We start from the raw sequence: 20026 nt of genomic DNA on the forward strand, positions 1-20026 counted from the left end.
GCCCCGGCCTGCCCGCGTGCCGGCGTGACTGGCCGCCGGTCCTAGCGCGGTTCCGGCCGTCCCTCGGCCGTTTCCCCCGTTCCCTTCCCATCTCTCCCCCCGTGCCCGCACCAGGGACCGGGCGGTTCACCTTGTCCCGATCAGCGGGGCCGCACCGGTGCGACCCGCCGGTGCCGGGTGCCCGCGTCCGGTCGCGGCCGCGCGCGCCGCCGGCCCGCGCCGCCCCCCAGGGGTGGAACCTCCGGACCAGAACCGACCATTCGTCATGTGATAGTGGAGGGCTTGCCACCGATGGCTATCGTCGAACGAACGGACGTGGTGCCGGACCTGCTCTGGCAGGCGAAGGAGGCACTGGCCGCGCTGGACCGCAGAACGGCGGCGCCGGACGGGCGGAGCCGGGTGGCGGTGGCCGCCGACCGGCTGCTCATCGCCTGCGAGTTCCCGAGCCTGCTGCGCGCGGAGGCCGGCGAACCGGAGCGGTTTGCGGTCCTCGACGCGATCGGCGACCGCAACCGCGACGCCGTGCGGCACCGGGCCGCCTGGGCGCTGGCCGGCTGCCTGCTCGGCGATCCCGGACTGCCGGATCCGCCGGACGGCGCCGGGTCGGCCCTCGCCTCCTGCCCGTTCAGCGCCGAGACGGCCTCCGCCGTGGTGGCCGCCGTCACCGCCCTGGTGCACGGCAACCACCTGGAGGCCGCGATCTCCTGGTGCGACTGGGCGCTGCCGCAGGCGGCGCGGCTGGCCACCGAGAGCTGGTCGGCCCGGCTGCTGGCGGTACGGGCGGAGGCGTCCCTGCACCGGGGCGACGTGCTGGTCGCCCTGGCGCGGGCCGAAGCGGCGCTGGAGACGGCGCCGCCGGAGCGCCGCGGCGCCTGGATCGGCGGACCGCTGGCCTGCCTGATCGCCGGCCACACCGACCTCGGGGAACTCGACGCGGCCCGCGGCTGGGCGCGGCGCCCGGTGCCCGCGCCGATCTACGAGACCCGGCACTGCCTCGGCTACCTCTACGCCCGCGGCCACCACCACCTGGCCGACGGTGAACACCGCTCCGCACTGGCCGACTTCATGAGCTGCGGACGACTGCTGGCCTACTGGGGCCTGGACCCGGACCTGTACCCGTGGCGGCTCGCGGCCGCCGCGGCGTACCTGGGCCTCGGCGACCACGACGCGGCGCTCACCATGGTCGACGCCCAGCTGGCCGGGCCGGCCGCACCCGCCGCCGACGTGGTCCAGGCCTTCGGCCGGCCGGGGGCCAGGAGCCGGCGCCGACAGGAGCAGCGGGAGGAGCTGTTCGGGATCCTCCAGGAGAGCGCCGGACGCCCCGGCCTGTACTCCCGGTTGCGGCTGCTCCAGTGGGGCGACCTGCCGGGCGCCGTCCCGCACCGGGTCGTCCGGTACAAGGTGACCGACCGCTACGCGGCCGCTCTGGACGAGCTCAGCCCGTCCGAGCAGCGGGTCGCCCTGCTGGCCGCGCGGGGCGAGACCAACCAGCGGATCGCCCGGGCCCTGTCGATCACGGTCAGCACGGTGGAGCAGCACCTGACCCGGATCTACCGCAAGCTGCGGGTCAACGGGCGCGGCGACCTGCGCCGGAAGCTGGGGTGACCCGGGCTTCCGGCGAGCGGGCCGCCCGGGCGGCCCGAGGGCTTGTCTGACAAGCCCTCGGGCGGGCCCCGCTCACTCGCGACCGAACAGCTCACAACCCCCGGGCCGGGAGGTCGTCCAGGACCTGCACGATCGCGCAGGCGAAGGCCATGCCGACGCCCGTGCCCAGCAGCATGACGTGGTCGCCGGGGCGGACCTCGCGCCCGGTGAGCAGGTGGTGCAGGGCGGCGACCTGGTCGCTGGCGCCGGTGTGGCCGAGGCGGCGGCCGAATTCCCAGGTGCCCAGGGCCAGTTCCCCGTCGAAGGGCTCCAGGATGTGCTCGACGATGCTGCGGCTGCCCGCTGACTGGTGGGCGACCCGGGTGATGTCCCGGGGCTTCAGCCCGGCTTCGTCCAGGGTGCGGTGGATGAGCTCGCTCTCGGCCCGGCCGATCGCCTTGGCCATCGCGCCCTGATCGCCCCGGAGGGCCTGGATCCGCTCGGGCAGGACGACCTGGTGCCCGATCGTGGGCCCCGCCGGGTGGAGCGGCTCCCCGCCGCGGTTGAGCTCCTCCAGCTCGGGCAGCGAGGAGGAGCAGACGTTCACCAGCCGGGCGAAGCCCTGTCGGCGGGAGAGGACGAGCGCCGTGGCGGCGTCCCCGAACAGGGCCCACTGGGTGCCCCGCCAGCGGGCGATCAGCGGGTGGGTCCAGTTGTCCGCGGAGGTGATCAGGGCGGCGGGGCGGTCCGGGGCGGCGGTGAGGAAGGAGCCGGCCAGCTCCAGGGAGGCCACCATGCCGGCGCAGCCCTGGCGGATCTCGACGGAGGGCGCGGAGCCGCCGATGGTGTGCCGCTGCACGTAGTGCGAGGAGGACCAGATGTCGGGGCCCTGGTAGGTGCAGGTGGCGTGCATCAGGATGGCGAAGTCGGCGGCGGGGTGGCGGGACATCGCCAGCGCTTCCAGCCCGGCCCGGACCGCCATGTCGGGCGCGGCGACGTCGCCGGCGAGGGCCACCGAGAGCCAGTCCATCCCCGCCACGTCGTCCGCTTCACAGAGCCCCAGCTCGACCGCCTCGGTAAGGGTGACGCGGTCCGGAATGCAGGCGGCGATGCCGTCCAGATAGAGGTCGTCGAATATCACGGAAACCTTCTCTCGGGGTTCGGGGGTGCGAATGGTGGAAATCGCGGAAGGCCGCGGGCGTCGACCCGTCGAGGGTGGGCGGGACGACAGCGTAATCGGGTGCGCGGACGGCGGGCCCCCTAAAGAACCCCTGTTCCGGACGCCCCGGCGGTTGTGGCCCGGTCCGGCGGGTCAGAATCGGTACCGACCGTGCGCGGCGGAAATGGCCGGTGGGGTACCACGGCAGAATCCCGGGAGTCTCAGTGGAAGAATCCGCAGTCGTCATCATCGGGGCGAGCAGCGGCTTCGGCGCCGCGCTGGCCGAGGACCTCGCGGCCGCCGGGCGGACGGTGGTCGCGGGTGCCCGCAGTGCCCGGGAGTCCGGCGGCGGGGTGCTCTACCGGCAGGTCGACGTGGCCGACGAGCAGAGCGTCGCGGACTTCTTCGGGTACGCGGCGAGCGTTTCGCCGGCGCCGTACGGCCTGGTCTACAGCGCGGGCGACGCGTCGGCGGTGGGGTACGGCTGGGAGGTCGGGCCGGACGAGCTGGCCCGGGTCTTCGACGCGACCTTCTTCGGGTTCGTCCGCTGCCTGCGGTACGCCGTGCCGGCGATGCGCGCGGCCGGGCGGGGCAGCGTGCTGGCCCTCGGCTCGCACAGCGCGCGCTTCCCGGTGGAGATGCTCGGCGCCTACGCGTCGGCCAAGGCCGCGCTGGAGCACTACGTGCGCACGCTCGCCAAGGAGCTGACCGGGACGGGCGTGCGGGCCAACGCGCTGGGCATCGTCGCGGAGACGGCGCTGTCCCGGGACTTCCTCGACCGCAAGGCGTCGGCGCTCGGGCGGCCGGAGCCCTACCCGGCGCTGCCGCAGGTGCGCGACAACCTTCCGCTCGCCCGGTTCCTGCTCTCCGAGGAGTCGCGGCACGTCTCCGGCCAGGTGGTGGACGCCTTCCCGCCGGCCTGGTGACGGCGCCGGGCGGATCGGGCGGGCCGGTCGGGCCGGGCCCCGCTCGGCGCCGTCACGCCCTGGCGCGCGGGTCAGCCGGTCTCGGGCGCGGCGGTGAGGATCGAGGCGGTCAGCGTCAGCACGCCGGTGCGCACGGCGTCGATGCCCATGCCGGTGCCGACCAGCAGGTCGACGAAGTCGGCGCGGAGCACGCCCAGGATCGCGTGGGCCAGGAAGTCGGCGTCGGCGTCCGGACGGGCCTCGGCGATGGCCCGGGCGAGCCGGCCCTGCCAGAGCAGGTAGCGCTCCAGGTTGGCGTGCGAGCCGCCGGAGTCGCGTTCCAGCGCTCGCAGCAGCGGGCGGCCGGGGACCACGATGTCGTCGAACAGGCTGGCGACGAAGCCCAGGACCCGCTCCCGCGGGTCCTCCCCGGGGTCGGCCAGCTGGTCCAGGGCCTGCTGCTGCCAGTCCTCCGTGAGCTGCTGGAACAGTGCCCCGATCAGGCCCTCGCGGTTGCCGAAGCGCCGGAAGAGGGTGCCCTTGCCGACGCCCGCCGCCTCGGCGATGTCGTCCATGGAGACGTGGTCGACGCCGCTGTCCTGGAACAGCTGCTGAGCGGTGACGAGGATCTTGCGCCGGTTGTGCGCGGCGTCCGCGCGCTCCCTGACGGTCACTTGTGCTCCCTTGACATCGTGCGGTGATCGAGGGCTACGCTATCGCAGCCAAGCGGACCAGCGGTCCGGATATGGTGAGATCAGGCTTGCAGAGGCAAGGAGATGCGCACATGCGTTCTGTTCGGTTCCACGACTACGGGCCGCCGGAGGTCCTCAAGGTCGACGACGTCCCGAACCCGGAGCCGGGTGAGGGCCAGCTGTTGGTCCAGGTGAGCGCGGCGGGCATCAGCTACGCCGAGATCCAGATCCGGGGCGGCGTGATGGAGCAGTTCGCCTGGTTCCCGGACCCGCCGCTGCCGCACGCCCTTGGCTTCGAGGTCGCCGGCACCGTGGTCAAGGTCGGCGAGGGCGTGGGCGACGAGTGGGTCGGCCGGAAGGTGGTCGGCGTCTCCCCGACCGCCGGCGGCTACTCCGAGCTGGCCGTCCTGCCCGTCGCCGTGGCCCAGGCCCTCCCCGAGGGACTCTCCGAGCACGAGGCGCTGGCGCTGTACGGACAGGGCGTCGTGGCGGTCGGCGTCGCCGAGGTCGCCGACATCCAGCCGAAGGACGTCGTGCTGGTCGAGGCCGCCGCCGGCGGCGTCGGCAGCCTGCTGGTGCAGCTGGCCAAGAACGCCGGTGCCGAGGTGATCGCCCTGGCGCGCGGCGAGAAGAAGCTGGCCCTCGCCCGCGAGCTCGGCGCGGACCACGCCTTCGACTACACCGAGGCCGACTGGGCGCAGCGCGTTCGCGAGGTCGCTCCGGCCGGCGTCCAGGTCGTCCTCGACTCGGTCGGCGGCGAGGTCTCCCAGGCCGCCTTCGACCTGCTGGCGATGGCCTTCGGCCGGATGGTCGTCTTCGGCACCGCCAGCGGCAAGGTCCCGCAGTTCGACCCGGAGCAGGTCTACGTGCGCGGCGTCAGCGTCACCGGCTTCGGCCCGCGCGTCTTCATCCAGCCCGAGTACGGGTTCCGGCTGCGCCGGACCGCCTTCGAGCTCGCCGCGGCCGGCAGCATCAAGCCGGTCCTCGGGCCGGTGTTCCCGCTGGCCGAGGCCGCCGAGGCCCACCGGGCCTTCGAGGAGCGCGTCACCACGGGCAAGGTGATCCTGGTCCCGTAATCCGACGGGCGGTGCGGTGGCCGCCTAAGAAACACACCGCGATCCCCCCGGAGCGAATGCGCCCGGTCCTTTCCAGGACCGGGCGCATTCGTTTTTCCAGGCCCGCGGACAATCCCGGGAATGGCGGAATCCGCGCCCACCTGGCGAAATTCGGACCCCCTCCCGGTAGGGGTTCTTCGGGGGCGCGGTAGGGGCCGTCCAGGGGAGCCGCCGGTGGGGCGCCCTGGCTAGCATCGAAATCTGATCGTCCTTGCGCGGCCATTGTCCCGAACAAATCGACGATGGGAGAGCCATGAACGGCTCCGTTGGTGATTTCGAAGCGACGGACGGCGTGATCGCCGTCATCGGGCTGTCCTGCCGTTTTCCCGGCGCGGACGGCGTCGAGGAGTTCTGGAAGCTGCTGCGCACCGGCACCGACGCCGTCACCGAGGCGCCCGCCGACCGGGCGGGGACTGCGACCGGCCGTGCCCGGGGCGGCTACCTGGACCAGGTCGACCGGTTCGACGCCGCGTTCTTCGGGATGACCGCGGAGGAGGCCGACGCGACCGACCCGCAGCAGCGGCTCGTCCTCGAAGTCGGCTGGGAGGCACTGGAGAACGCCGGCGTCCGCCCCTCGCAGACCGGTCGGCTCGGCGTCTTCGTCGGCGCGATCTGGGACGAGTACGGCGAGTTGAGCCGCCGGACCGGCCCCGAGGGCTACGACCGGCACACCGCCGTCGGGGTCCACCGCAGCGTCATCGCCAACCGGCTCTCCCACTTCCTCGGCGCGGGCGGCCCCAGCCTGGTCGTGGACACCGGCCAGTCCTCCTCCCTGGTCGCCGTCCACCTGGCCTGCGAGAGCCTGCGGCGCGGCGAGTCCGAACTCGCCGTCGCGGCCGGGGTCAACCTGCTGCTCGGCCCCGAGAACGAGGAACTGCTCGCCGCCTGGGGCGGACTGTCGCCCGACGGCGTCTGCCGCACCTTCGACGCCCGGGCCAACGGCTTCGTCCGCGGCGAGGGCGCCGCCGCCGTCCTGCTGAAGCCGCTGGCCGCGGCGCTCGCCGACGGTGACACCGTACTGGCGACCATCCTCGGCGGGGCGGTCAACCACGGCGGCGAGGACAGCCTGACCACCCCCAGCGCCGCCGCCCAGCAGGCCGTGCTCGCCGCCGCCCACCGGGCCGCCGGCATCGGCCCCGCCGACCTCCAGTACGTCGAACTGCACGGCACCGGCACCCCCGTCGGCGACCCCGTCGAGGCCGCCGCGCTCGGTGCCGGACTCGCCGGGCGCTCGATGGACGAACCCCCGCTCGTGGTCGGCTCGGTGAAGACCAACATCGGCCACCTCGAAGGGGCCGCCGGGATCGCCGGTCTGGTCAAGACGGTCCTCGCGCTGCGCCACCGCGAGATCCCGGCCACCCTGCACCACGAACTGCCCAACCCGCGGATCCCGCTCGCGGACCTGCGGCTGGACGTGGCGACCGAGCTGCGCGCCTGGCCCCGCCCCGACCGGACCCTGGTGGCCGGCGTCAGCTCCTTCGGGATGGGCGGCACCAACTGTCACCTGGTGCTGGCCGAAGGGCGCACCCCGGTCGAGCCGTCCGGCCCCACCGCGGCGATGCCCGCCGTGCCCTGGGTGCTCAGCGGCCACACCCCGGCCGCGCTGCGCGCCCAGGCGCGGCGGCTCGGCGCGCTGACCGGCGCGGACCCGGTGGACATCGGCCACTCGCTGGTCACCGCCCGCGCCGTCCACGCCCACCGCGCGGTCGTCGTCGGCACGGACGCCGACGAGCTGTTCGCCGCCCTGCGCGACGTGGCCGCCTCCGGAACGCCCGCCGGGCAGCGGCCGCGCCTCGGCCTGGTCTTCACCGGCCAGGGCGCGCAGCGCGTCGCGATGGGGCGCGAACTGCGCGCCGCCTACCCGGAGTTCGCACACGCCTTCGCGGAGGTCTGCCGCCACCTGGACCCGCTGCTCGGCGGCTCGCTCGCCGAGACGATCGACTCGGGTGAGGGGCTCGACCTGACCGGCCGGACCCAGCCGGCCCTGTTCGCCGTCGAGGTCGCCCTGGCCCGGCTGCTGGAGGCCTGGGGCGTGCGCCCCGACGTGGTGATCGGTCACTCCGTCGGCGAGGTCGCGGCCGCGCACCTGGCCGGCGCACTCGAACTGCCCGACGCCTGCGCGCTGGTGGCGGCCCGCGCCACCCTGATGCAGGCGCTGCCGGCGGACCGCGCGGCCATGGTCGCCGTCGAGGCCTCGGAGGACGAGGTCCGTGCCCTGCTCGACGAGCGTTCCCCCTCCGCCGACGTCGCCGAGGTCGCCGACATCGCCGCCGTCAACGGTCCGACCTCGGTGGTGCTCTCCGGCGACTCCACGGTCGTCGCGGAGATCGCCGAACAGCTGCGCGCCCGCGGTCGGCGGGTGAAGCGGCTCACCGTCAGCCATGCCTTCCACTCGCCGCAGATGGACCCGATGCTGCCGGAGTTCCGGCGGGTCGTGGCGGAACTGCCGTTCCACCCGCCGCGCGTGCCGATGGTCTCCACCGTCACCGGCCTGCCGCTCACCGCGGAGGAAATCGCCTCGCCGGACTACTGGGCGCGCAACGTGCGCCGGCCGGTCCGGTTCGCGGACGCGGTCCGCGCCGCCGACGCGACCGTCCTCCTGGAGGTCGGCCCCGACGCCGCCCTGACCGGGGCGATCGCCGACACCCGGCCCGACGTGCCGGCGGCGGCCACGCTCCGGGCCGGACGCGGTGAGCCCGTCCAACTGCTGACCGCCCTCGGCCGGCTCTACGCGCACGGCGTCGAGGTGGACTGGCCGCGGCTGTTCGAAGGCACCGGCGCCCGCCGGATCCCGCTGCCCACGTACGCGTTCCAGCGTGAGCGGCACTGGCTCGGCGTCCCGCGCGCCGACGGGCCCGCGCACGAGCCCAGCCGGGCCGACGCGCTCCGGCGGCAGCTGGCCGAACTGCCCGACCCCGAGGCAGAGGTCATCGAACTGGTGAACCGGACCCTCGCGCGGGTCCTCGACACAGACGCCGCGCAGCTCGACGCCGACAGCACCTTCCGCGACCTCGGCCTCACCTCGGTGACCTCGGTCGAACTGCGCGACGCGCTCGTCACCCGGACCGGGATCCCGCTGCGCGCGGGCCTGGTCTTCGACCACCCGACACCGCGCCGACTCGCCGAGCACCTGTACCGCTCGCTCGGAACGGCGGAGGCCTCGGCGGAGGCGGCGGGTGCGGCGGCTCCGGGAACGGCGGCTCCGGGAACGGCGGACGACGACCCGATCGCGATCGTCGGCATCGGCTGCCGGTTCCCCGGCGGGGCCGGATCGCCGGAGGAACTGTGGGACCTGATCGCGGGCGAGCGGGACGTCGTCTCCGCCTTCCCGACCGACCGGGGATGGGCGCCCGGCCCGGTCCGGCACGGCGGCTTCCTGTCCACCGCGACCTGGTTCGACGCGGACTTCTTCGGCATCTCGCCGCGCGAGGCGCTCGGCATGGACCCGCAGCAGCGGCTGCTGCTCGAAACCACCTGGGAGGCCTTCGAGCACGCGGGCATCGACCCGCAGTCGCTGCGCGGCAGCCAGACCGGCGTCTACGTCGGCGCCACCGCCGAGGAGTACGGCCCGCGCCGGCACGCGGCACCCGACAGCCTCAACGGCTTCCTGTTGACCGGCGGTTCGCCCAGTGTGATGTCCGGCCGGATCGCGTACGCCTTCGGGTTCACCGGGCCGGCGCTGACGGTGGACACGGCGTGCTCGTCCTCGCTGGTGGCCCTGCACCTGGCGGCGCAGGCGCTGCGCAACGGGGAGTGCTCGCTGGGCGTCGTGGGCGGGGTGACGGTGATGTCCTCGCCCGGGATGTTCGTGGAGTTCTCCCGGCAGGGCGGGCTGGCGCCGGACGGGCGGTGCAAGTCCTTCTCGGCCGATGCGGACGGGACGGGCTGGTCCGAGGGTGTCGGTGTGCTGCTCGTGGAGCGTCTTTCGGATGCGCGGCGCAACGGGCACCAGGTGCTCGCGGTGGTGCGGGGCAGTGCGGTCAACCAGGACGGTGCGAGCAATGGGTTGACGGCGCCGAACGGGCCTTCGCAGGAGCGGGTGATCCGGGCGGCGTTGGCGTCGGCGGGGCTCGCGGCGTCCGAGGTGGACGCGGTGGAGGCGCACGGGACGGGCACGAGGCTCGGGGACCCGATCGAGGCGGAAGCCCTGCTGGCGACGTACGGAGGGGACCGCTCGACCGGTCAGCCGCTCTACCTCGGCTCGGTGAAGTCGAACATCGGGCACACCCAGGCGGCCGCCGGTGTGGCGGGTGTGATCAAGATGGTGATGGCGATGCGGCACGGTGTGTTGCCGCGGTCGTTGCATCTGGATGAGCCGACCTCGCACGTGGACTGGGACGCGGGGGCGGTGGAGCTGCTCTCGGAGGCTCGGGAGTGGTCGGCAGGGGAGCGGCCTCGGCGGGCGGGTGTGTCGTCGTTCGGGATCAGTGGGACGAACGCGCATGTGATCGTGGAGGAGGGTGATCCGGCTCCGGTAACTGAGCCTGGCGGTCAGCGGGTTGGGATGCCGGTGGTGCCGTGGGTGGTGTCGGCGCGGTCGCCGGAGGCGTTGCGGGCGCGGCTGGAGCAGGCGGTGTCGTTCGCTGGTGATCCGGTGGATGCGGGTTGGTCGCTGGTGACGTCGCGGTCGGTGTTCGCGCACCGGGCGGTGCTGCTGGGTGCGGACCGGGAGGAACTCCTTTCCGCTGAGCCGGTGTTGGCTGATGGATCCGGGTCGGGTGTGGGTTTCCTGTTCGCGGGCCAGGGTGGTCAGCGGGTGGGGATGGGCCGGGAGTTGTACGAGGCGTTCCCGGTGTTCCGTACGGCGTTCGACGAGGTGTGTGCTCAGCTCGGCCTGCCGGTGGCGGAGGCGGTCGTGTCGGGTGAGGGCCTGGGGCGTACGGGGATGGCGCAGCCGGCGTTGTTCGCGTTGCAGGTGGCGCAGTTCCGGTTGTTGTCGTCCTGGGGCGTGACCCCGACTGTGCTGGTCGGGCATTCGGTGGGTGAGATCGCGGCGGCGCATGTGGCGGGTGTGCTGGACCTGGCGGACGCGTGCCGGCTGGTGCGCGCCCGTGCCGGTTTGATGGACGCCCTGCCCGAGGGCGGGGTGATGGTCGCGGTCGAGGCCGCCGAGGACGAGGTCACGCCGCTGCTGACCGAGGGTGTGGGGATTGCGGCGGTCAACTCGGCGACGTCGGTGGTGGTTTCGGGCGTCGAGGCCGAGGTCCTGAAGGTGATCGAGGGGCTGGCGGGTCGGCGGACGAAGCGGTTGGACGTGAGCCACGCGTTCCACTCGCCGCTGATGGAGCCGATGCTTGAGGACTTCCGCACCGTCGTGGAAGGCCTGAACTTCCGTGAACCACAGCTCCCGGCGGTCTCCTCGGTCACCGGCCGCCCGGTGGAGGGCGAGTGGTCGCAGCCGCAGTACTGGGTCGAGCACGTGTCCCGTACGGTCCGTTTCGCCGACGCCCTCGAAGTCGCCAACGCCGGCGCCTGGGTGGAGCTCGGCCCGGACGGTGTGCTGTCCGCCCTCGCGGACAACGCCGTCCCGGTGCTGCGCAAGGATCGTAGCGAGTACCGGCAGGCCGTGACCGCGCTGGCGCACGCCTTCGTCCACGGCGCGGACGTCGACTGGCCGGCCCTGTTCGCTCCCCACGACCCTCAGCGCGTCGCCCTGCCGACCTACCCCTTCCAGCGCGAGCGCTACTGGCTGGAGCCGGTTTCCGCCGGTGACGTCTCCTCGGCGGGCCTGTCCGAGACCGGCCATCCGCTGCTCGCCGCCGCTGTCGAACTGCCGGACGGCGGGCTGGTGTTGACCGGACGGATCTCCCTGTCCAGCCACCCCTGGCTCACCGACCACGTCGTCCCCGGCGGTCTGTTGCTGCCCGGTGCCGCGTTCGTGGAGCTGGTGGTCGCCGCCGGTGACCGGGTGGGGGCGCCCAGGGTCGAGGACCTGACGGTGACCTCGCCACTGGCCCTGTCCGAGCACGGTGTGGCACTGGTGCGGGTGACCGTCTCGGCCGCCGACGCCGCCGGGCGCCGGGACGTCGCCGTCCACTCGCGCACCGGCGGTGGCAGCAGCACCGCCGAGGACGCCTGGACCCGGAACGCCAGCGGTGTGCTCGGCCGCGCCTCCGCGACGCCGTCCGAGGCCCTGGACGCCCCCGGCGCGGCTGCCGCCTGGCCCCCGCCCGGCGCCGTAGAGATCGACGCGGTGGACGTCTACGACCGCCTCGCCGAGCACGGCTACGCCTACGGTCCGGCCTTCCGCGGCCTGCGCCACCTCTGGCGGGCCGGCGAAGAGATCTGCGCCGAGGTCCAGCTCCAGGTGCGCCGCACGGACGACCCGTTCGTCGTCCATCCCGCGCTGCTCGACGCGGCATTGCACCCGTGGCTGCCGGGCGCGGTGCGCCAGGACGGGCCGGGCGTGCTGCCGTTCGCCTGGCAGGGCGTGGAGGTCCACGCGACCGGCGCCGACCGGCTGCGGGTGAGGATCACTCCGATCGGTCCGGACCTGGTCGCACTGCGGCTCGCCGACGCCGAGGGCCGTCCGGTGGTCACCGTCGAGGCGCTGACCTGGCGTGCGGCGAGCGCTGCCGCCGACCCCGCCGCCGACCACCTCTTCCACATCGACTGGGTGCCGGTCGAGGCCTCCGCGGCGGACCCGGGCGAGTGGGCCGCGCTGCCCTGGGACGGCGATCCGGCGGAGCTGTCCGGCCCGGTCCGTCCGCTCACCGTGGTGACGGTGCCCGCCGGTGGCGCCGACGTCGTCGCCGCGACCCACGAGCTGACCGGAAACGCCCTGCGCCTGGTGCAGGGCTGGCTGGCCGAGGAGCGGTTCGCCGACGCCTGCCTGGTCTTCCTGCTCGACGAGGGCGACGTGACGGCGGCCGGGGTGCGCGGGCTGCTGAGGTCGGCGGCCACCGAGCACCCGGGCCGGTTCCGGATCGTCGCCGTGGACGGCCGACCCGACCCGGCCGTGGTGCCGGACTCGGCGGAGCCGGAGCTCGCGCTGCGCGACGGCGCCGTGCTCGCCCCGCGGCTGGCCCGGCTCGCGCCCGCGCCGGACGCGCCGGAGCAGGCCTTCGGCCCGGAGGGGACGGTGCTGCTCACCGGCGGCACCGGTGAGCTGGGCGCCGCCCTGGCCCGACACCTGGTGCGGGTCCACGGCGTGCGGCGGCTGCTGGTGCTGAGCCGCAGCGGTCCCGCCGCCCCGTCGGCGGCCCGGCTGCGGACGGAGCTGGCCGAGGCGGGGGCCGAGGCCACCGTCGTGGCCTGCGACGCCGCCGACCGCGAGGCGCTGGCGGCGGTCCTGGGCGACCTGCCGCCCGAGCACCCGCTCACCGCCGTCGTGCACGCCGCCGGCGTGCTGGACGACGGCACCGTGACCGCCCTGACCGGGGAGCGGCTGGACGCGGTGCTGCGCCCCAAGGTCGACGCCGCCTGGGCGCTGCACGAGGCGACCCGGGAACTGGGGCTGACCGCCTTCGTGCTCTACTCGTCGATCTCGGCCCAGATCGGTGCCGCGGGCCAGGCCAACTACGCGGCCGCCAACGCCTTCCTGGACGCCCTGGCCGTGCGCCGGGCCCGGGAGGGCCTGCCGGCCACCTCGCTCGCCTGGGGCCTGTGGGCGCCCGCCGGCGGCATGGCCGAGTCCCTGAGCGGCGCCGACTTCGCCCGGATGGCCCGGACCGGCGTGCTGCCGTTGCCGCACGACACCGGCGTGGGCCTGTTCGACCTGGCGGTGCGCCAGGACCGGGCGTTGGTCGTACCGATGCGCTTCGACGCGGCCGCCGTGCCGGCCGGCGAGGTGCCGCCACTGCTGCGCGGGCTGGTGCGGACCGGAGCCCCGGGACGGCGGACCGCCGCCGGCGGCCCGGCGTCCACCGCGGCCCTGCCCGCCGCCCTGTCGGCCGCGGACCGGGAGGCCGCGCTGGTCAGGCTGGTCCGGGACGCCACGGCCGGCGTGCTCGGCCACGCCGACCCCGAAGCGCTCGACGTGGAACGCACCTTCCAGAGCCTCGGCCTCGACTCGCTGACCGCCGTCGAACTGCGCAACGGCCTGTCCACCGCGGTCGGTGCGAAGCTGCCGACCACCCTGGTCTTCGACTACCCGACGCCCCGGCAGGTGGCCGACCACCTGCTGGCCCGGCTGGGCGAGGAGCGCACGGACGCCGCGTCGGCACCGGCGGCACCGGTCCGGCCGGACGAGCCGATCGCCATCGTCGGCATGGCCTGCCGCTACCCGGGCGAGGTGGACTCCCCGGAGGAGCTGTGGCGGATGGTGGTCGAGGGCCGCGACGTGATCTCCGGCTTCCCGGAGGACCGCGGCTGGCCCGCCGACCTCCACGACCCGGACCCCGACCGGACCGGACACACCTACACCACCGGTGGTGGATTCCTGCACGGGGCCGCCGAGTTCGACGCCGGCTTCTTCGGGATCTCGCCGCGCGAGGCGCTGGGCATGGACCCGCAGCAGCGGCTCCTGCTGGAGACCGCGTGGGAGTCGCTGGAGCGCGCCGGGATCGACCCGGCCGCGCTGCGCGGCAGCCGCACCGGCGTCTTCGCCGGGCAGATGTACCACGACTACGCGCCGAGCGTGGACCGGATGCCCGAGGAGCTGGAGGGCATCCTGCTGACCGGCAACACCGGCAGCGTGCTCTCCGGGCGGCTGTCCTACACCTTCGGCCTGACCGGGCCGGCGATCACCGTCGACACCGCCTGCTCCTCCTCGCTGGTGGCGGTGCACCTGGCCGCCCAGGCGCTGCGGGCGGGGGAGTGCTCGCTGGCGCTGGCCGGCGGCGTCACCGTGATGTCGACGCCCGGCACCTTCGTGGAGTTCGCCCGCCAGCGCGGTCTGTCACCCGACGGGCGGTGCAAGCCGTTCTCGGCCGGGGCGGACGGCACCGGCTGGTCCGAGGGCGTCGGGGTGCTCGTCCTGGAGCGGCTGTCGGACGCCCGGCGCCACGGCCACCGGGTGCTGGCGGTGGTGCGCGGCAGCGCGGTCAACCAGGACGGCGCTTCGAACGGCCTCACCGCCCCCAACGGGCCGTCCCAGCAGCGGGTGATCCGCCAGGCGCTGGCCAACGCCGGCCTCGCCACCCAGGACGTGGACGTGGTCGAGGCGCACGGCACCGGTACCCGGCTCGGCGACCCGATCGAGGCCGAGGCCCTGCTGGCCACCTACGGGCAGGACCGCCCGGCCGACCGGCCGCTGTACCTCGGCTCGGTGAAGTCCAACCTCGGGCACACCCAGGCCGCCGCCGGCGTCGCCGGGGTGATCAAGATGGTCATGGCGCTGCGCGACGGAGTACTGCCCCGGAGCCTGCACGCCGACCGGCCGTCCCCGCACGTGGACTGGGCCTCGGGAGCGGTCGAGCTGCTCGCCGACAGCCGTCCGTGGCACGAGGACGGCATCCGGCGGGCCGCCGTCTCGGCCTTCGGCATCAGCGGCACCAACGCCCACGTGATCATCGAGCAGGCCCCGGCCGAGGAACCGGCCGAGGCGACCGAGGCGACCGACCGTACCCCGCCGGCCGTGGTGCCCTGGGTGCTCTCCGCCCGCAGCGCCGCCGCCCTGCGCGAACAGGCCGCCCGGCTCGCCGAGTGGCCGGCGGACGAGCCGGCCCGGGTCGGCAGCTCGCTGCTCGGCACCCGCTCGCTCTTCGAACACCGCGCGGTCGTGGTCGGCGGGGCGCCCGACGAGCTGCGGGCCCGGCTGCGGGCGCTGGCCGCCGGGGAGCCGGACCGCCTGGCGGTGATCGGCGAGCGCGGCGACCAGCCCGGTGACGTGGTCTTCGTCTTCCCCGGCCAGGGCTCCCAGTGGCTCGGCATGGCCGCCGAACTGCTCGACACCGCACCGGTGTTCGCCGAGTCCATGCGCGCCTGCGACCGGGTCATCGGCGAACTCGCCGGCTGGTCGGTGCTGGACGCCGTGGCCGGGAACGAGGACGCGCCGTCCCTGGAGCGGGTCGACGTGGTGCAGCCCGCGCTGTTCGCGGTGATGGTCTCGCTGGCGGCGCTGTGGCGCTCCCTGGGCGTGACCCCGGCCGCCGTGCTGGGCCACTCCCAGGGCGAGATCGCGGCCGCGCACGTGGCCGGCGGCCTCTCCCTCACGGACGCCGCGCGGATCGTCGTCCTGCGCAGCCGGGCGCTGACCGAACTGGCGGGCACCGGCGGCATGCTGTCGGTCCCGCTGCCCGCCGACGAGGTGGCGCGGGCCCTGGAGGGCTGGGACGGGCGGCTCTCGGTGGCGGCGGTGAACGGTCCTCGGGCCACCGTGGTCTCCGGCTGGAGCGAGGCGCTGGACGGCTTCGAGGCCGAACTGGTCGCCGCCGGCGTCGAGGTGCGCCGGATCCCGGTGGACTACGCCTCGCACTCCGCCCAGGTCGAACCGCTCCGCGAACGGCTGCTGGCCGAGCTGCGCGACCTCGCCCCCGTCTCCGGCGACGTGCCGATGTGGTCCACCGTCACCGGACGGCCGCACGACACCGCCGCGATGGACGCCGAGTACTGGTACGAGAACCTGCGCCGCACCGTGCGCCTCGACGACGTGGTCGGCGAGCTGCTGGCGACGGGACACGGGGTCTTCGTCGAGTGCAGCCCGCACCCGGTGCTCACCGTCGGCATCCGCGACCGGGCCGAGCACGCCGACCGGGCCGGTGCCGTGGTGACCGGCTCGCTGCGCCGCCGACGCGGCGGGCTCGACCAGTTCCTCACCGCCGCCGCCGAACTCTTCGTCCACGGCGTCCCGGTGGACTGGACCTGCTGCTTCGAGGGCTCCGGGGGCCCCGCGGTCGAGCTGCCGACCTACCCGTTCCAACGGGAGCGGTACTGGCTCGACCCGGTCGGCCCCGACACCGACGTCTCGGCCGCCGGCCTGGCCGGCAGCGGCCACCCGCTGATCGGGGCCGCCGTCGACCTGCCGGACGGCGCACTGGTGCTGACCGGCCGCCTGACCCGGGCCGCCGTGCCCTGGCTGGCCGACCACACCGTCTTCGACCGCGTCCTGCTGCCCGGCACCGCCTTCGCCGAGCTGCTCACCGCGATCGGCGACCGGGTCGGCGCGCCCTGCCTGGAGGAGGTGACCATCACCGCGCCGCTGGTCGTCCCGGAACGCGGCGGCGTGCTGGTCCGGGCCGTGGTCTCGCCGGCCGACGAGGAGGGCCGCCGCCAGGTCACCGTCCACTCCCGCCCGGAGACCGAGGCCGCCGCCCCGCCGTGGAGCGACCACGTCGAGGCCGTGCTCGGCACGGTCGGCGGCGCCCCGGTCGAGCTGCGCGCCTGGCCGCCGACCGGCGCCGTGGAGGTCGACCTCGACGGAGCGTACGAGCGGCTCGCCGCCGACGGCTTCCGGTACGGGCCGAGCTTCCAGGGCCTGACCCGGCTGTGGCGGCACGGCGCCGAGCTCTACGCGGAGGCCGGGCTGGACGCGGCGGACGCCGACGGCCACCTGGTGCACCCGGGGCTCTTCGACAGCGCCCTGCACCCCCTGCTGCTCGCCGACGACCGCGAGGGCGGGCTGCCGTTCGCCTGGCGGGGCGTGCGCGTGCACGCCTCCGGGGCCACCCGGATCCGGGTGCGGCTCAGCCCGGCCGGGCCCGACGCGGTCTCCGTGGCGGTCGCCGACGGCACCGGCGCCCCGGTGCTGACGGTCGACTCCCTGGTGCTGCGGCCCGCTGCCCGGGAGGCGCTGGCCGCCGCCGCGGGGGCCCCCGACGCACTGCACCTGGTGGAGCTGGTCCCGTTGCGGCCCGGCCCCGGGGAGCCGGACGCGGGCGACTGGGCCGTCCTCGGCGAACCGCCCGCCTGGTGGCCCGCGGAGCAGGACGCGCCCGTGACCCACGCCGACCCGGCCGCCGTGGCCGCGGCCGACCACCGCCCGGCCGTCGTGCTGGCCCCGGTCGCCGTACCCGACGGCCCGGACCCGGCCGACCGCGCCCGCCGGGCCGTGCACCGCACCCTGGAGCTGCTCCGGGACTGGCTCGCCGACGACCGGCTGGAGGGGACGGAGCTGGTGGTGGTGACCGCCGACGCCCTCGCCGCCGACCTGGCCCAGTCGGGCGTCTGGGGCCTGCTGGCGAGCGCCCAGACCGAGAACCCCGGCCGGTTCCGGCTGATCGACCTGGACGGCGAGGCCGCCGCCCGGCTGCTGCCGACCGCGCTGGCCTCCGGCGAGCCGCAGCTGGTGCTGCGCGGTGCCGAGCTGTTCGTGCCCCGGCTCGTCCCGGCCGCGAGCAGGCCCGCCCTGCCCGTCCCGGACGCGCCCGCCTGGCGATTGGAGATCCCCGAGGCCGGCACCCTGGACAGCCTGGCGCTGGTACCCGCCGACGCCGCCGACCGCCCGCTGGAGGCCGGTCAGGTACGCGTCGCGGTGCGCGCCGGCGGGCTGAACTTCCGGGACGTGCTGATGGCCCTCGGCATGTACCCGGGGCGGATCGTCCTCGGCAGCGAGGGCGCCGGCATCGTCACCGAAGTCGGCCCCGGCGTCACCGAGTTCGCCCCCGGGGACCGCGTGCTGGGAATGTTCTTCCACGCCTTCGGCCCGGTGGCCGTCGCGGACCGCCGCATGATCGCCCCGATGCCCGAGGGCTGGACCTTCGCCGAGGCCGCGTCCGTCCCGGTGGTCCACCTGACCGCCTACTACGGGCTGGTCGACCTCGCCGGGCTGAAGGCCGGCGAACGGGTGCTGATCCACGCGGCCACCGGCGGCGTCGGCATGGCCGCCGTCCAACTCGCCCGCCACCTGGGCGCGGAGGTCTACGGCACCACCAGCCCGGCCAAGCAGGCGGTGCTCCGCGACCTCGGCCTCGACGAGGCCCACCGCGCCTCCTCCCGCTCCCTCGACTTCGAGGAGCGGATCCGCACCGCCACCGACGGGCGCGGCGTCGACGTGGTGCTCAACTCGCTGGCCCGCGAGTACGTCGACGCCTCGCTGCGGCTCACCGTGCCCGGTGGCCGCTTCGTGGAGATGGGCAAGACCGACATCCGTGCCGCCGACGACGTGGCCCGCGACCACGCCGGAGTCGCCTACCGGGCGTACGACCTGGTCGACGCCGGGCCGGAACGGATCGGACAGATGCTGCGCGAGGTCCTGGAACTGTTCCGGGCCGGCGCGCTGACCCTCTCCCCGGTCCGGGCCTGGGACGTCCGCCGGGCCAAGGACGCCTTCCGGCACCTGCGCGAGGCCCGGCACGTGGGCAAGAACGTGCTGACCATGACGCCCGCGCTCGACCCGGACGGCACCGTCCTGATCACCGGCGCCACCGGCCTGCTCGGCACCCTGCTCGCCCGTCACCTGGTCCACCACCACGGCGTGCGGCACCTGCTGCTGGTCAGCCGCAGCGGCCCGGCGGCGCGCGGGATCGACGATCTGGTCGCTGAGCTCACCGCGGCCGGGGCGCAGGTCACCGTGGTCGGCGCCGACATCGCCGACCGCGCGGCCCTGGCCGGCGTACTGGACGGCATCCCGGCCGAGCACCCGCTCACCGCCGTCGTCCACGCGGCCGGCGTCCTCGACGACGGCGTGCTCACCGCGCTCACCCCTGAACAGGTCGACCGTGTGCTGCGCCCGAAGATCGACGCGGCCTGGCACCTGCACGAGCTCACCCGCGACCTCGACCTGGCGGCGTTCGTCCTCTACTCCTCCATCGCCGGCGTCAACGGCGCGCCGGGACAGGCCAACTACGCCGCCGCCAACACCTTCCTCGACGCGCTCGGCCGCCACCGCGCGGCCCGGGGACAGGCCGCGACCTCGCTGGCCTGGGGCCTGTGGGAAGACGCCAGCGGGATGACCGGACACCTCGCCGAGGCGGACCGGGCCCGGATGGTCCGCAGCGGGTTGGTGCCGATGGGCTCGGCGGAGGGGCTCGCCCTGTTCGACGCCGCGCTGTCCGCCGGCGAACCCGTCGTGGTCCCCGCCCGGCTCGACACCCGCGCGCTGCGCGCCGAGCCCGCGGCCGTCCCCGCGCCGCTGCGGGACCTGGTGCGCACCACGGTGGTCCGCCGCGCCGCGGCCACCGGCGACGGCGGAGCGGAGTCCCTGGTCGCCCGGCTCACCCGGCTTCCGGCCGCGGAACGGCGGAGCACCCTGCTCGACCTGGTCACCGCGCAGGTCGCCGCGGTGCTCGGCCACACCGACCCGGCCCTGGTGCGCGACGCCCGCGCCTTCAAGGAACTCGGCGTGGACTCGCTCACCGCCGTCGAACTGCGCAACCGGCTGGCCGCCCTGACCGGGCTGCGGATCCCGGCGACCATGGTCTTCGACCACCCGAGCCCCGCGCTGGTCGCCGACCACCTCCTCGGCAGGCTCGATCTGCCGGACCCCGAGGAGGAGCCCGTGCTGGCCGGCCTGCGGGCGGTCGGCGACCACCTGCCGGACCTCCTCGGCGACGAGACGGCACGCCAGCGGGTCGCCGACCGGCTGCGCGAACTGCTCGACGCGGTGGCGGGGCCCGCAGCGGCGGGCCCGGGCTCGGGTGCCGTGGCGGACGGGGAGCCCGACACCGACCTCGACACGGCCACCGACGACGAGCTGTTCGCCCTGGTCGACCAGGAGCGGCCGTAGCCCCGACGACCCGCACGGCCCGTACG

Annotated in this window: 6 protein-coding genes; 4 read left to right on the top strand and 2 right to left on the bottom strand. The window is 75.2% G+C overall.

What is annotated here, in order from left to right; genetic code table 11:
• The first annotated feature begins 291 nt into the window (after positions 1 to 291).
• A complete protein-coding gene (locus O1G21_RS31985) occupies positions 292 to 1605 on the top strand; it encodes a helix-turn-helix transcriptional regulator (protein ID WP_270148549.1) in 1314 nt (437 codons plus the stop codon).
• Between the two features lie 91 nt (positions 1606 to 1696).
• On the opposite strand, the gene O1G21_RS31990 is transcribed toward O1G21_RS31985, so the two are convergent.
• On the bottom strand, positions 1697 to 2725 hold the full coding sequence (locus tag O1G21_RS31990) for a ketoacyl-ACP synthase III family protein (protein WP_270148551.1): 1029 nt from the start codon (positions 2723 to 2725) through the stop codon (positions 1697 to 1699).
• 242 nt (positions 2726 to 2967) lie between these two features.
• On the opposite strand from O1G21_RS31990, the gene O1G21_RS31995 reads away from it, so the two are divergent.
• Positions 2968 to 3669 (top strand): SDR family NAD(P)-dependent oxidoreductase, encoded by a 702-nt coding sequence (locus O1G21_RS31995; protein ID WP_270148552.1) that lies wholly within the window; start codon positions 2968 to 2970, stop codon positions 3667 to 3669.
• Between the two features lie 71 nt (positions 3670 to 3740).
• Here the strand turns inward: O1G21_RS31995 and O1G21_RS32000 are convergent, their stop codons facing one another.
• Entirely contained in the window at positions 3741 to 4322 is a 582-nt protein-coding gene (locus tag O1G21_RS32000) for a TetR/AcrR family transcriptional regulator (RefSeq protein ID WP_270148553.1), read from the bottom strand.
• A gap of 110 nt (positions 4323 to 4432) precedes the next feature.
• Between O1G21_RS32000 and O1G21_RS32005 the strand changes: the two genes are divergently transcribed.
• Together O1G21_RS32005 and O1G21_RS32010 are read left to right on the top strand one after the other, a co-directional pair.
• Positions 4433 to 5416, top strand: a complete 984-nt coding sequence (locus O1G21_RS32005; protein WP_270148555.1) for a quinone oxidoreductase family protein — start codon at positions 4433 to 4435, stop codon at positions 5414 to 5416.
• A gap of 292 nt (positions 5417 to 5708) precedes the next feature.
• Entirely contained in the window at positions 5709 to 20000 is a 14292-nt protein-coding gene (locus O1G21_RS32010) for a type I polyketide synthase (protein WP_270148556.1), read from the top strand.
• Positions 20001 to 20026 lie beyond the last annotated feature (26 nt).

Source organism: Kitasatospora cathayae (assembly GCF_027627435.1).
GTDB lineage: Bacteria > Actinomycetota > Actinomycetes > Streptomycetales > Streptomycetaceae > Kitasatospora > Kitasatospora cathayae.

Bases quoted from the DNA above. Each gene is read 5' to 3' on its own strand.
- O1G21_RS32005 (WP_270148555.1), top strand. From the start codon at position 4,433: ATGCGTTCTGTTCGGTTCCACGACTACGGGCCGCCGGAGGTCCTCAAG.
- O1G21_RS31985 (WP_270148549.1), top strand. From the start codon at position 292: ATGGCTATCGTCGAACGAACGGACGTGGTGCCGGACCTGCTCTGGCAG.
- O1G21_RS32010 (WP_270148556.1), top strand. From the start codon at position 5,709: ATGAACGGCTCCGTTGGTGATTTCGAAGCGACGGACGGCGTGATCGCC.